The organism is Pseudomonas sp. FG1 (assembly GCF_034313875.1).
GTDB lineage: Bacteria > Pseudomonadota > Gammaproteobacteria > Pseudomonadales > Pseudomonadaceae > Aquipseudomonas > Aquipseudomonas veronii.
This window is the reverse complement of the sequence record NZ_JAVIWP010000001.1, coordinates 5351184-5363844: the sequence shown is the minus strand read 5'-3', so window position 1 is coordinate 5363844 and position 12661 is coordinate 5351184. Positions and strand designations below refer to the sequence as shown.

Annotated in this window: 13 protein-coding genes; 6 read left to right on the top strand and 7 right to left on the bottom strand. The window is 62.2% G+C overall.

Annotated features, from left to right (window positions below; translation table 11 throughout):
• Window positions 1-74 precede the first annotated feature (74 nt).
• Complete coding sequence (locus RGV59_RS24440) at window positions 75-782, bottom strand: arginyltransferase (protein ID WP_017848045.1); 708 nt, start codon at window positions 780-782, stop codon at window positions 75-77.
• Window positions 783-837: 55 nt separating this feature from the next.
• Window positions 838-1518 (bottom strand): leucyl/phenylalanyl-tRNA--protein transferase, encoded by a 681-nt coding sequence (gene aat, locus RGV59_RS24435; protein WP_017848044.1) that lies wholly within the window; start codon window positions 1516-1518, stop codon window positions 838-840.
• Between the two features lie 496 nt (window positions 1519-2014).
• On the opposite strand from aat, the gene ftsK reads away from it, so the two are divergent.
• The 6 genes from ftsK to cysG are packed head-to-tail and all read left to right on the top strand — an operon-like array spanning window position 2015 to window position 9514.
• Window positions 2015-4420 carry a DNA translocase FtsK gene (gene ftsK / locus RGV59_RS24430; protein WP_017848043.1) on the top strand — a complete coding sequence of 802 codons (2406 nt, stop codon included), beginning with the start codon at window positions 2015-2017 and terminating at the stop codon, window positions 4418-4420.
• A gap of 54 nt (window positions 4421-4474) precedes the next feature.
• Window positions 4475-5098 carry an outer membrane lipoprotein chaperone LolA gene (lolA, locus tag RGV59_RS24425; protein ID WP_017848042.1) on the top strand — a complete coding sequence of 208 codons (624 nt, stop codon included), beginning with the start codon at window positions 4475-4477 and terminating at the stop codon, window positions 5096-5098.
• 27 nt (window positions 5099-5125) lie between these two features.
• On the top strand, window positions 5126-6448 hold the full coding sequence (locus RGV59_RS24420) for a replication-associated recombination protein A (RefSeq protein ID WP_017848041.1): 1323 nt from the start codon (window positions 5126-5128) through the stop codon (window positions 6446-6448).
• A complete protein-coding gene (crcB, locus tag RGV59_RS24415) occupies window positions 6448-6822 on the top strand; it encodes a fluoride efflux transporter CrcB (RefSeq protein WP_017848040.1) in 375 nt (124 codons plus the stop codon). Before RGV59_RS24420 ends, crcB begins: the two co-directional genes overlap by 1 nt.
• Window positions 6823-6838: 16 nt before the next feature.
• Window positions 6839-8119, top strand: a complete 1281-nt coding sequence (serS, locus tag RGV59_RS24410) for a serine--tRNA ligase (protein ID WP_017848039.1) — start codon at window positions 6839-6841, stop codon at window positions 8117-8119.
• The gene (gene cysG / locus RGV59_RS24405) at window positions 8120-9514 is read left to right on the top strand and encodes a siroheme synthase CysG (protein ID WP_017848038.1); all 1395 of its coding nucleotides are present in this window, start codon (window positions 8120-8122) and stop codon (window positions 9512-9514) included. It abuts the gene before it with no gap.
• A gap of 104 nt (window positions 9515-9618) precedes the next feature.
• On the opposite strand, the gene RGV59_RS24400 is transcribed toward cysG, so the two are convergent.
• The 5 genes from RGV59_RS24400 to tusC all read right to left on the bottom strand — a co-directional run bounded on the left by RGV59_RS24400 (window position 9619) and on the right by tusC (window position 12661).
• Window positions 9619-10614, bottom strand: a complete 996-nt coding sequence (locus RGV59_RS24400) for a glutathione S-transferase family protein (protein WP_102617236.1) — start codon at window positions 10612-10614, stop codon at window positions 9619-9621.
• Window positions 10615-10702: 88 nt separating this feature from the next.
• Window positions 10703-11704: a glycosyl transferase family protein gene (locus RGV59_RS24395; RefSeq protein WP_046382915.1), complete on the bottom strand. Its 1002-nt coding sequence runs from the start codon at window positions 11702-11704 to the stop codon at window positions 10703-10705.
• A complete protein-coding gene (locus RGV59_RS24390) occupies window positions 11701-12036 on the bottom strand; it encodes a TusE/DsrC/DsvC family sulfur relay protein (RefSeq protein WP_017848035.1) in 336 nt (111 codons plus the stop codon). Before RGV59_RS24390 ends, RGV59_RS24395 begins: the two co-directional genes overlap by 4 nt.
• Complete coding sequence (gene tusB / locus RGV59_RS24385; protein WP_017848034.1) at window positions 12033-12311, bottom strand: sulfurtransferase complex subunit TusB; 279 nt, start codon at window positions 12309-12311, stop codon at window positions 12033-12035. The genes RGV59_RS24390 and tusB overlap by 4 nt, the downstream gene beginning before the upstream one ends.
• Window positions 12311-12661 (bottom strand): sulfurtransferase complex subunit TusC, encoded by a 351-nt coding sequence (tusC, locus tag RGV59_RS24380; RefSeq protein ID WP_017848033.1) that lies wholly within the window; start codon window positions 12659-12661, stop codon window positions 12311-12313. The genes tusB and tusC overlap by 1 nt, the downstream gene beginning before the upstream one ends.

Sequence of the window (12661 nt, the reverse complement as noted above, 5' to 3'; positions counted from 1 at the left end):
ATGGCCCGGTGCAACTGCGCCAGGCAAAAGCGGCGTGCATTGTGCCCGAAAAAGGGTGTTTAAGCCAAGAGGTTCTAGTTAAGCGTGACCCATCTTTGATTAATCAGCAGTTCAATCGGCCGATATTGGGTCTTGTAGTTCATCTTTTTGCAGTTTTTGATCCAGTATCCAAGGTACACCGCCTCCAGTTCCAGGCGCCGGGCTTCGCTGATTTGCCAGAGGATCGCGAAGCGTCCCAGGCTGCGCCGCTCTTCGTCGGGTTCATAGAAGGTGTACACCGCCGACAGGCCGTTGGGCAGCAAATCGGTCACGGCGACGGCCAGCAGGCGCCCGTCGAGTCGGAATTCGTAGAAGCGTGAAAAGGGCAGTTCACGCACCAGGAAGGTGGAAAACTGGTCGCGACTGGGTGGGAACATGTCGCCGTCGGCGTGGCGTTGTTCGATGTAGCGCTGGTAAAGATCGAAGTATTCTTCGCTGAACCGGGGGTTGGCCGCCGTGACCGTCAGGTCGGCGTTGCGCTTGAGGATGCGCTTCTGATTGCGGTCCGGCACAAACTGCGCCACGGGAATACGTGCCGGCACGCAGGCATTGCAGTTTTGGCAGTGCGGTCGGTACAGGTGATCGCCGCTGCGCCGAAAGCCCATTTCCGAAAGGTCGGCATACACATGCACGTCCATCGGCTGGCTGGGGTCGAGGAACAGCGTAGTGGCCTGTTCGTCGGGCAGATAGCTGCAAGAGTGGGCTTGAGTGGCATAAAACTTCAAGCGCGCCAGCTCGGTCATGATCAACCCTCGGATAAGCTTTGAAATAAGTGTAAGCCAGGTGCGAGGAAGTCGCCTAGGAAACCCACGGTCCAGCGTTGGGTTGGTCCAGATAGTCGCGCAGGAAGCCGGCGAACTCGCTGCGCGGTATGGCGCGGGCGCCCAGGCTGTGCAGGTGATCGTTGGGCATCTGGCAGTCGATCAGCACAAAACCCCATGCCTGCAGCTGCCGGGTCAGCGTGGCAAAACCGAACTTCGAGGCGTTATCGGCGCGGCTGAACATGGATTCGCCAAAAAACAGCCGGCCCATCGCCAGCCCATACAGGCCGCCCACCAGTTCGCCGTTGTCCCAGACCTCGACCGAGTGCGCGTAACCCCGTGCGTGCAGCTCCTGGTAGGCGCTCTGGATGCCTTCGGTGATCCAGGTGCCATCTGCATAGGCGCGAGGCGCAGCGCAGGCCTGGATGACCGCAGCGAAGTCCTGGTCGAAGGTCACGCGATAGCGCTGCTGGCGCAATAATTTGCCCAGGCTGCGGGATACGTGCAGTTCGTCGGGGAAAATCACCGTGCGTGGGTCCGGTGACCACCAGAGAATCGGCTGGCCTTGCGAGAACCACGGAAAGCAGCCGTGGCGATAGGCCTGGATCAGTCGCTCGGCCGACAGGTCGCCACCGGCGGCGAGCAGGCCGTTGGGTTCGCGCATGGCTTTGGCCAGCGGCGGGAAGGTCAGGGTGTCGCGTTGTAACCAGGTCAGCATGGCATCCAGGCTTACGGAAGGGGAGGGGAGTGGCAGGCGTCGGGCCTGCCCAGGAGGTTGATTATTGTCGACACGGCGTCAGGGGGCCAGCCCGAATCGGGCATTGCTGTGGATTAGCATGAGCGGGTGTTTCTGCAACTCTCTCTCTGAGACGTGGTCGTATTCGGGGCTGCCCCATGCAGGCCAATTGCCAAGCTTGCCTGGATTGCTAAAAACAGCGCATAAGCCTTTGTCAGCAAAGACAATGCATGCTCAAATTGAACAGTGTGTGACCCGTGAATTGTCCAGGCTGCCGCGCAAGGGGCAAGGGCGTGGCATCGCGGACACAAACCCGTACAATGCGGGCATTCTGGCGTTATCGCCGTTTCACTCGTCAATCGCTCGGTGTTAAAGGTAGATTTAACGGCGTTCGTTTATTTTTCGGCTGCTCGGATTGGGCGGCAGTGTGCAGTCATTCAACAGATGGACGCGCTAAAGGCGCAGGAAAAGACCCGTTTTGAAGAAATCCACCGCGACACAAAAAACAGTCGTGCCGGCCTGGCGTCAGCACCTGCATTATCGGCTCAAGGAAGGTGCGCTGATCGCCATCGGCGCGCTGTGCCTGTTCCTGATGATGGCCTTGCTCACCTATGGCAAGGACGATCCGGGCTGGAGCCACAACAGCAAGATCGATGACGTGCAGAACTTCGGTGGGCCTGCCGGTTCCTACAGCGCCGATATCCTGTTCATGGTGCTGGGTTATTTCGCGTACATCTTCCCGTTGCTGCTGGCGATCAAGACCTGGCAGATCTTCCGCCAGCGTCATGAGCCGTGGCAGTGGAGTGGCTGGCTGTTTTCCTGGCGCCTGATCGGCCTGGTGTTCCTGGTGCTGTCCGGCGCGGCGCTGGCGCATATCCATTTCCATGCGCCGACCGGCCTGCCGGCGGGTGCTGGCGGCGCGCTGGGTGAGAGCCTCGGCGACCTGGCCCGCAAGACCCTGAATATCCAGGGCAGCACCCTGATGTTTATCGCGCTGTTCCTGTTCGGCCTTACCGTGTTCACCGACCTGTCGTGGTTCAAGGTGATGGACGTGACCGGCAAAATCACCCTCGACCTGCTGGAGCTGTTCCAGGGCGCCGCGAACCGCTGGTGGGCGGCCCGGGTGGAGCGCAAGCGCATGGTGGCCCAATTGCGCGAGGTGGACACCCGCGTCAACGAGGTCGTGGCCCCGAGCACGCCGGACCGGCGTGAACAGGCCAAGGTCAAGGAACGCCTGATCGAACGCGAACAAGCCCTGAGCAAGCACATGTCGGAGCGCGAGAAACAGGTGCCGCCGGTGATTGCCCCGGCGCCGCCCAAGGCTCCCGAACCGAGCCATCGCGTGCAGAAAGAAAAACAGGCACCGTTGTTTGTCGACAGCGCGGTCGAAGGCACGCTGCCACCGATCTCGATTCTCGACCCGGCCGAGAAGAAACAGCTCAACTATTCCCCGGAGTCCCTGGCGGCCGTCGGCCATCTGCTGGAAATCAAACTCAAGGAATTCGGCGTCGAAGTCTCGGTGGACTCGATCCACCCCGGCCCGGTGATTACCCGTTACGAAATCCAGCCAGCGGCCGGGGTCAAGGTCAGCCGAATCTCCAACCTGGCCAAAGACCTCGCCCGCTCCCTGGCCGTGACTAGCGTGCGCGTGGTGGAAGTGATCCCCGGCAAAACCACCGTGGGCATCGAGATTCCCAACGAAGACCGTCAGATCGTGCGCTTCTCCGAGGTGCTGTCGACCCCGGAATACGACAACTTCAAATCGCCGGTCACCCTGGCCCTGGGCCATGACATCGGCGGCAAGCCGGTAATCACCGACCTGGCGAAAATGCCTCACCTGCTCGTGGCCGGTACCACCGGTTCGGGTAAGTCGGTGGGGGTCAACGCGATGATCCTGTCGATCCTGTTCAAGTCCGGCCCGGAAGACGCCAAGCTGATCATGATCGACCCGAAGATGCTCGAATTGTCGATCTACGAAGGCATTCCGCACTTGCTCTGCCCGGTGGTCACCGACATGAAGGACGCCGCCAACGCCCTGCGCTGGAGCGTTGCCGAGATGGAGCGGCGCTACAAGCTGATGGCGAAGATGGGCGTGCGCAACCTGTCGGGCTTCAATGCCAAGGTCAAGGAAGCCCAGGACGCCGGCACGCCGCTGACCGACCCGCTGTACAAGCGCGAAAGCATCCACGACGAAGCGCCATTGCTGACCAAGTTGCCGACCATCGTCGTGGTGGTCGACGAATTTGCCGACATGATGATGATCGTCGGCAAGAAGGTTGAAGAGTTGATCGCACGTATCGCACAGAAGGCGCGTGCTGCCGGTATCCACTTGATCCTCGCGACCCAGCGGCCGTCGGTGGATGTGATCACCGGTCTGATCAAGGCCAACATCCCGACGCGCATGGCGTTCCAGGTGTCGAGCAAGATCGACTCGCGGACCATCATCGACCAGGGCGGCGCCGAACAATTGCTGGGCCACGGTGACATGCTCTACATGCCGCCGGGCACCAGCCTACCGATTCGCGTGCATGGCGCGTTCGTTTCCGACGATGAAGTGCATCGCGTGGTGGAAGCCTGGAAACTGCGCGGTGCGCCGGAATACAACGACGACATCCTCGCCGGTGTTGAAGAAGCCGGCAGCGGCTTCGACGGCGGCAGCAGTGGTGGCGACGATGATGCCGAAACCGACGCGCTGTACGACGAAGCGGTGGCCTTCGTGTTGGAAAGCCGTCGCGCCTCGATCTCCGCCGTGCAGCGCAAGCTGAAAATCGGCTACAACCGCGCCGCCCGCATGATCGAAGCCATGGAAAATGCCGGCGTCGTCACCGCAATGAACACCAACGGCTCGCGCGAAGTCATCGCCCCCGGGCAGATGCGCGACTGATCACGCGCCGCGTGGCAGCACGCGGCGCGCCCTAACGACTCAATGAGGACTCCCATGCGTCTTATCCGCATGCTGTTGTTGCCGGCACTGGCCCTGACTGCTGTTTCGGCTCACGCTGATCCGGCCTCCGTCGCCAGCCTGACCAACCTGCTGGACAAATCCAAGACCCTGACCGCGCGCTTCTCCCAGCTGACCCTGGATGCCGGCGGCACCCAGTTGCAGGAAACCGCCGGTGAAATGGCCGTGCAGCGCCCTGGGCTGTTCTACTGGCACACGGAAGGGAAGGCCGAGCAGACCATCGTTTCCGATGGCCAGAAAGTCACGCTGTGGGACCCGGACCTGGAACAGGCGACCATCAAAAAGCTCGATCCGCGCTTGAACCAGACCCCGGCGCTGTTGCTGTCGGGCGATGTGTCGAAGATCAACGACAGCTTCGAGATCACCTCCAAGCAAACCAGCAACGTGATCGAATTCACCCTCAAGCCGAAATCCAAGGACACGCTGTTCGACAGCCTGCACCTTTCGTTCGGTAACGGCGTGATCAATAACATGCGCCTGATCGACAGCGTCGGCCAGCGCACCGATATCCTGTTCACCGGGGTCAAGGCCAACGTGCCGGTGCCCGCGTCCACGTTCAAGTTCGACATCCCCAAGGGTGCCGACGTGATCCAGGAATAACCTGCCTAGAGGTTTCAAACGCTGCCCATGGACCTGTTTCGAAGTGACCCGATCGCTCAACCCCTGGCCGCACGCTTGCGTTCGACCAACCTGGATGAGTACGTCGGTCAGGAACACCTGCTCGCTCGCGGCAAGCCTTTGCGCGAAGCCCTGGAGCAGGGTGCGCTGCACTCGATGATTTTCTGGGGGCCGCCGGGGGTGGGTAAAACCACGCTGGCGCGGCTGTTGGCGAAAGTCTCGGATGCCCACTTCGAAACGGTCTCGGCGGTGCTGGCTGGGGTCAAAGAGATCCGCCAGGCCGTGGAAGTGGCCAAGCAGCAGGCCGGGCAATACGGCAAGCGCACCATCTTGTTCGTCGACGAAGTGCATCGCTTCAACAAGTCGCAGCAGGACGCGTTCTTGCCGTATGTCGAAGACGGCACGCTGATTTTTATCGGTGCAACCACCGAGAACCCGTCCTTCGAATTGAACAACGCCTTGCTCTCGCGGGCGCGGGTGTATGTGCTCAAGAGCCTGGATGAAGCGGCGATGCAAAAGCTGCTGCAGCGCGCCTTGAGCGAAGACAAGGGCTTGGGCAAGCGGCAGTTGAGCCTCAGCGATGAAGGCTTCAAGATCCTGTTCAGCGCCGCCGACGGCGATGGGCGGCGCTTTCTGAACCTGCTGGAGAACGCCTCCGACCTGGCCGAGGACGGCAGCGAGATTGGCGTCGAACTCCTGCAAAGCCTGCTCGGCGACACACGCCGGCGTTTCGACAAGGGTGGCGAAGCGTTCTACGATCAGATTTCGGCGCTGCACAAATCGGTGCGCGGCTCCAACCCCGACGGCGCGTTGTACTGGTTCGCGCGCATGATCGACGGTGGCTGCGACCCGCTCTACCTCGCGCGCCGCGTGGTGCGTATGGCCAGCGAAGACATCGGCAACGCCGACCCCCGCGCCTTGAGCCTGTGCCTCGCGGCGTGGGAAGTGCAGGAGCGCCTGGGCAGCCCCGAAGGCGAGCTGGCGGTGGCGCAGGCCATTACCTACCTGGCCTGCGCGCCGAAAAGCAACGCGGTGTACATGGGCTTCAAATCGGCACTGCGTGCCGCGGCCGAACATGGCTCCCTCGAGGTGCCGCTGCACCTGCGCAATGCGCCGACCAAATTGATGAAACAACTGGGTTACGGCGATGAATACCGCTACGCCCACGATGAGCCGGACGCCTATGCCGCCGGCGAAGATTACTTCCCCGACGCGCTCGAGCCGCAGCCGTTCTACCAGCCAGTGCCCCGTGGCCTGGAGCTGAAGATCGGTGAAAAGCTCAATCACCTCGCTCAACTCGACCGTCTCAGCCCCAAACAGCGGAGAAAGTAGTGCTCAAGACGATTCTTGCCGTGTCCGTTGCCGGCATCGCTGGTACATTATTGCGTTTCGCCACTGGTAATTGGGTTAACGCCAACTGGCCGAGGCATTTTTATACGGCGACCCTGGCGGTCAACCTGGTGGGCTGCCTGATCATCGGGCTGTTGTACGGTTGGTTCCTGTTGCGCCCGGAAGTGCCGATTGAAATTCGTGCCGGCTTGATTGTCGGCTTTGTAGGCGGTCTGACGACCTTTTCATCCTTTTCACTGGATACGGTGCGCCTGCTGGAAAGCGGGCAGGCCCTGGTTGCCTTCGGGTACCTGGGCATCAGCGTGTTCGGCGGGCTGCTCGCCACCTGGGCCGGCCTGTCCTTGACCAAACTTTGATAAACGAGAGACCGACATGCTCGATTCCAAACTGTTACGTAGCAACCTTCAGGACGTAGCGGACCGCCTGGCATCCCGTGGCTTTGCCTTGGATGTTGCGCGCATCGAAGCGCTGGAAGAACAGCGCAAGACCGTCCAGACCCGCACCGAAGCACTGCAGGCTGAGCGTAATGCGCGTTCCAAGTCCATCGGGCAAGCCAAGCAGCGCGGTGAAGACATCGCGCCGTTGATGGCGGATGTCGAGCGCATGGGCACCGAGCTGTCCGACGGCAAACTCGAACTGGACAAGATCCAGGGCGAGCTGGATTCGATCCTGCTGGGCATTCCGAACCTGCCGCACGAGTCGGTGCCGGTCGGTGCGGACGAAGACGGCAACGTCGAAGTGCGCCGCTGGGGCACGCCAAAGGCCTTTGATTTCGCGATCAAGGACCACGTCGCCCTGGGCGAACTGAACGGCGGCCTGGATTTCGAAACCGCCGCCAAGCTGTCCGGTGCGCGCTTTGCCTTGCTGCGCGGCCCGATTGCCCGCCTGCATCGCGCCCTGGCGCAGTTCATGATCAACCTGCACACCGGCGAGCACGGCTACGAAGAGGCCTACACCCCGTATCTGGTTCAGGCGCCGGCCCTGCAGGGCACCGGCCAGTTGCCGAAGTTCGAGGAAGACCTGTTCAAGATCAGCCGCGATGGCGAAGCCGACCTGTACCTGATCCCGACCGCCGAAGTGTCGCTGACCAACATCGTCGCCGGCGAGATCCTCGACGCCAAGCACCTGCCGCTCAAGCTCGTCGCCCACACGCCGTGCTTTCGCAGTGAAGCCGGTGCATCGGGGCGCGATACCCGCGGCATGATCCGCCAGCACCAGTTCGACAAAGTCGAGATGGTGCAGGTTGTCGAGCCGTCGACCTCCATGGAAGCCCTCGAAGGTCTGACCGCCAACGCCGAACGCGTGCTGCAACTGTTGGAGCTGCCGTACCGCGTGCTGGCGCTGTGTACCGGCGACATGGGGTTCAGCGCCGTGAAGACCTACGACCTCGAAGTGTGGGTGCCGAGCCAGGACAAATACCGCGAGATCTCGTCGTGCTCCAACTGCGGTGATTTCCAGGCCCGTCGCATGCAGGCGCGTTTCCGCAACCCGGAAACCGGCAAGCCGGAACTGGTGCATACCCTCAACGGTTCGGGCCTGGCTGTAGGCCGTACCCTGGTGGCCGTGCTCGAAAACTACCAGCAGGCCGACGGTTCGATCCGTGTGCCGGACGTGCTCAAGCCGTACATGGCGGGCATCGAGGTCATCGGCTAAATGGAATTTCTGCCGCTGTTTCATAACCTGCGCGGCAGTCGTGTGTTGGTCGTCGGTGGCGGGGAGATTGCCTTGCGCAAGTCCCGCCTGCTGGCCGACGCCGGTGCGCTGCTGCGGGTGGTTGCTCCCCAGATCGAAGACCAGTTGCGTGAACTGGTGCTGGGCAGTGGCGGGGAACTGATCGTGCGCGGTTATCAGGAGGCCGACCTTGACGGTTGCACCCTGATCATCGCCGCAACGGATGACGAACCGCTGAACGCGCAAGTGTCCAGTGATGCCAAGCGCCGTTGCGTACCGGTCAACGTGGTGGATGCGCCAGCCCTGTGCAGCGTGATCTTCCCGGCGATTGTCGACCGTTCGCCCTTGGTGATCGCGGTGTCCAGCGGCGGCGATGCGCCGGTGTTGGCGCGCTTGATCCGGGCCAAGCTGGAAACCTGGATTCCGTCCACGTATGGCCAGTTGGCCGGGCTGGCGGCGCGCTTTCGGGCCCAGGTCAAGCGTTTGTACCCGGACGTGCAGCAGCGCCGCGCGTTCTGGGAAGAAGTCTTCCAGGGCCCGATTGCCGACCGGCAACTGGCCGGGCAGGGCGATGAAGCCGAGCGTTTGCTGATCGAAAAGGTCAACGGCGCGCCGCCTTATGCGCCGGGCGAAGTCTACCTGGTGGGCGCCGGCCCCGGCGATCCGGACCTGTTGACCTTCCGCGCCTTGCGTTTGATGCAGCAAGCCGATGTGGTGCTCTACGACCGTCTGGTGGCCCCAGCGATTCTTGAGCTGTGCCGTCGTGATGCCGAGCGCGTCTACGTGGGCAAGCGTCGCGCCGATCACGCCGTGCCCCAGGACCAGATCAACCAGCAATTGGTCGACCTGGCCAAGCAAGGCAAGCGCGTGCTGCGCCTCAAGGGCGGCGATCCATTCATCTTCGGCCGTGGCGGCGAAGAGATCGAAGAACTGGCGGCCCATGGCATTCCGTTCCAGGTGGTGCCGGGGATCACGGCGGCCAGCGGCTGCGCGGCGTATGCCGGGATTCCGCTGACCCACCGTGACTATGCGCAATCGGTACGCTTTATCACCGGGCACCTGAAGAACGGCACCTCGGACCTGCCTTGGGGTGATCTGGTGGGCCCGTCGCAGACCCTGGTGTTCTACATGGGCTTGATCGGTTTGCCGATCATCTGCGAACAGTTGATCAAGCATGGACGTTCGGCGGACACGCCAGCGGCGTTGATCCAGCAGGGCACCACGTCCAACCAGCGCGTGTTCACCGGCACCCTGGCCGACCTGCCGCGCCTGGTGGCGGAGCATGAAGTGCATGCGCCGACGCTGGTGATCGTCGGTGAAGTGGTGGTGCTGCGCGAGAAGCTCAAATGGTTTGAAGGCGCCCAGGCCCAGGTCTGAGCCTGAATGCATCGGGGGCGAGCCCCCTCCCACATTTTGGAATGCCTTCCAATGTGGGGGGGCTTGCCCCCGATGAGGCCATTAGATCCAACCCATCCTCTGGATCAGCGCCAGACGCCCTTACCGCTCAACCGCACGCGATCATGCTCGGTATCAAACACCTGCAACGGCCCCTTGGGCACAATCCCCGTCGGATTGATGGTGCGGTGGCTGGCATAGTAATGCCCCTTGATGTGCGCAAAGTCCACCGTCTCGGCCACTCCCGGCCATTGATAGATTTCCCGCAACCAATTCGACAGATTCGGATAATCCGCAATCCGCCGCAGGTTGCATTTGAAGTGGCTGTAATACACCGCATCAAATCGAATCAGCGTGGTAAACAGCCGAACATCCGCCTCGGTCAGGTACTCACCGGCCAGGTAGCGATGCTCGCCCAGGTGCTGTTCCAAGTGGTCCAGTTCGGCAAACACATCATCGAACGCACGCTCATAGGCCTGCTGCGAGGTGGCGAAACCTGCGCGGTACACGCCGTTGTTCACGGCGGGGTAGATGCGCTCGTTCAGCGCATCGATGCTCAGGCGCAGAGCCTCGGGGTAGAAGTCCAGGGTGTTGCCGGTCAGCCCGTTGAACGCGCTGTTGAACATGCGGATGATCTCCGCTGATTCATTGCTGACGATGCGCTTGAGTTGTTTGTCCCACAGCACCGGCACCGTGACGCGCCCGGTGTAATCGGCCGTGTCGGCGGTGTAGCGCTGGTGCATGAACGCGAAGCCATCCAGCGAGTCGCCGCTGGAGCCGCGGGCTTTGTCGAAGGTCCAGCCGTTTTCCAGCATCAGCCAACTGACCACAGACACGTCGATCAGACCTTCCAGCCCCTTGAGTTTGCGCAGGATCAGCGTGCGATGGGCCCACGGGCAGGCGAGCGACACATACAGGTGGTAACGATCGGCTTCGGCCTTGAAGCCAGCTTCGCCGCTGGGGCCGGGCTGGCCGTCAGCGGTCACCCAGTGGCGGCGTTGTGCCTGTTCCCGCTGGAACGCGCCATCCGCGCTACTTTCGTACCACTGGTCGTGCCAGCGTCCTTCAATCAGCAAACCCATGACTGGCTCCTTGGCTAATAAGCGTTGGAGTCCAGTCTAAAGGGATGAGTTCGAACTAAAAGCGCAAAGATTGCGGGGGAATGATCGATTAAATCGATTTATCCCGTGCGTCCCAGTATTGCTGGGCCAATTCGAACGCTTGCTCCCGCGGATGCCCGAGGCCGCGCAAGGCCAGGGCCATGGTGGCGATCAAGGCGAGTTGCGGGTAGCTGTCCTCGACCTCGCCGCGCCACAGCGCTTTCAACTGCTCGGGCTCCAGGCTGGCCGGTTTGACATGGCGCTGGGCGGCGAGGGCGGGCCATTCTTCGTCCCAGCTTTCGCCACCGGTGCTGCCGTAGAGGTGGCTGATCGTGTCGGGGTTGATCTCGATTTCGCCGCCATCGCCCTTGACCACAATCACCGTGTCGCCGAGCAGGCCGCTGGCATCGCGGTGTACGCCCTGGTAGCCGGGATGGAAGATGCTTTGCAGGCCGCAGCGTGCATTCAGCGGGTTGAGCAGGCGTGCCAGGGAGTGGATCGGCGAGCGCAGGCCCAGGGTGTTGCGCAGGTCGATCATGCGTTGCAGTTGCGGGGCCCAGTCGCCCAGCGGGATGAATGCCAGGTTGCCGTGCTCGAAGGCCGTCTCGACCTGCTGCCAATTGCGGCACAGCGGGATCTGTAGACCTTCCAGCAATTGCTCGGTGTACAGCCGGCCGGCCGTGTGGGCGCCGCCGCCATGCATGAGGATGCGTACACCGTTCTGCGCCAGGCACTTGGCGGCCAGCAGGAACCACGGCAGGTGACGCTTTTTGCCGGCATAGGTCGGCCAGTCGATATCCACCTTCAGCGCCGGGGCGTGCAGGCGCTCGCGCACCGCTTCGGTGAAACCGGCGAGTTCTTCCGGGCTTTCCTCTTTGTGGCGCAGCAGCATGAGGAAGGCACCGAGCTGGGTGTCTTCGACTTTTTCGTCAAGCAGCATGCCCATGGCTTCGCGGGCTTCTTCGCGGGTCAGGTTGCGCGCACCGCGCTTGCCTTTGCCCAGGATACGCACGAACGGCGCAAACGGGTGCTCGGCAGGGGTTTCGAGGGTCAGCGGAGCAAAGTCGGTCATAAGCAATTCGTCGGTCTGGGCAGGCCGGCCAGCTTGGCGGCGAGTTTGGCGGGAGTGCCGTTGAACAGTTTGTTGAGGTGCAGGCTGTTGCCCTTGTCCGCGCCCAGCTTCAAGGCGGTGTACTTGATCAGCGGGCGTGTGGCGGGGGACAGCTGGAACTCTTGATAAAACTGGCGCAGCAGCTCGAGGATTTCCCAATGCGCCGGGGTCAGCTCGAGGGCTTCGGCGGCGGCGAGGGCGTTGGCCACGTCGGCCGACCACTCGTTCAGGTCGACGAGGTAGCCGTCCTTGTCCAGTTCGAGGGTGCGCGCGCCCACGGTCAGGGTGTTCATAGCCAGGTGTTGACCTTGTCGTAGTCGATCGACAGTTGCACGAAACCTGGGTAATCCACGCAGTCGGCCCAGTCGGGCAGCGGCAGGTTGCGCGCCAGGCTATCTTCGGCCAGCACAAAGACCTTCACGCCTTTGGTCAGCAGCGCCGGGTGACGCAGCCCGTAGGCGCCGTCGCCACAGAGCAGGATCGCATCGTCGCTGCCACAGACGCGCAGGCAGCTGTCGAGGCGGCTATCGGTAAACGGGGAGTGGGACACCACATGTAAAGTCGACATCAGAGGGTTATCACCTGGTCGTAACGGTCAATCAACTGGGAAATCTGTTCGTCGTTCAGCGGCTGTGCATTGACCGGGTGCGTCAGCCCGCGCGCAGCCAGGCTATGGCCGCAGGCAAACACCTCATCGATACCGAACAGCCCCAGTGCCTGCAGGTTGGCGCCGAGGTCTTTTTGCTGCACGGCTTTGGCGTCCTGGTGCGGCGCCAGTTGGAACACGCCGTCATCCAGGAACAACAGGCCGATGGGCAGATCGAACGCGCCGCCGGCCAATACGATATCCAGGGCTTCCCGCGCGCTCGGCCCGGACCACGGTGCCTGGCGGCTGATCACCAGCAAGGATTTGGACAT

What these genes read in the sequence shown, in the direction of transcription:
- RGV59_RS24440 (WP_017848045.1), bottom strand. Translation starts at nt 782, where the DNA reads ATGACCGAGCTGGCGCGCTTGAAGTTTTATGCCACTCAAGCCCACTCT.
- aat (WP_017848044.1), bottom strand. Translation starts at nt 1,518, where the DNA reads ATGCTGACCTGGTTACAACGCGACACCCTGACCTTCCCGCCGCTGGCC.
- lolA (WP_017848042.1), top strand. Translation starts at nt 4,475, where the DNA reads ATGCGTCTTATCCGCATGCTGTTGTTGCCGGCACTGGCCCTGACTGCT.
- RGV59_RS24420 (WP_017848041.1), top strand. Translation starts at nt 5,126, where the DNA reads ATGGACCTGTTTCGAAGTGACCCGATCGCTCAACCCCTGGCCGCACGC.
- serS (WP_017848039.1), top strand. Translation starts at nt 6,839, where the DNA reads ATGCTCGATTCCAAACTGTTACGTAGCAACCTTCAGGACGTAGCGGAC.
- cysG (WP_017848038.1), top strand. Translation starts at nt 8,120, where the DNA reads ATGGAATTTCTGCCGCTGTTTCATAACCTGCGCGGCAGTCGTGTGTTG.
- RGV59_RS24400 (WP_102617236.1), bottom strand. Translation starts at nt 10,614, where the DNA reads ATGGGTTTGCTGATTGAAGGACGCTGGCACGACCAGTGGTACGAAAGT.
- RGV59_RS24395 (WP_046382915.1), bottom strand. Translation starts at nt 11,704, where the DNA reads ATGACCGACTTTGCTCCGCTGACCCTCGAAACCCCTGCCGAGCACCCG.
- RGV59_RS24390 (WP_017848035.1), bottom strand. Translation starts at nt 12,036, where the DNA reads ATGAACACCCTGACCGTGGGCGCGCGCACCCTCGAACTGGACAAGGAC.
- tusB (WP_017848034.1), bottom strand. Translation starts at nt 12,311, where the DNA reads ATGTCGACTTTACATGTGGTGTCCCACTCCCCGTTTACCGATAGCCGC.
- tusC (WP_017848033.1), bottom strand. Translation starts at nt 12,661, where the DNA reads ATGTCCAAATCCTTGCTGGTGATCAGCCGCCAGGCACCGTGGTCCGGG.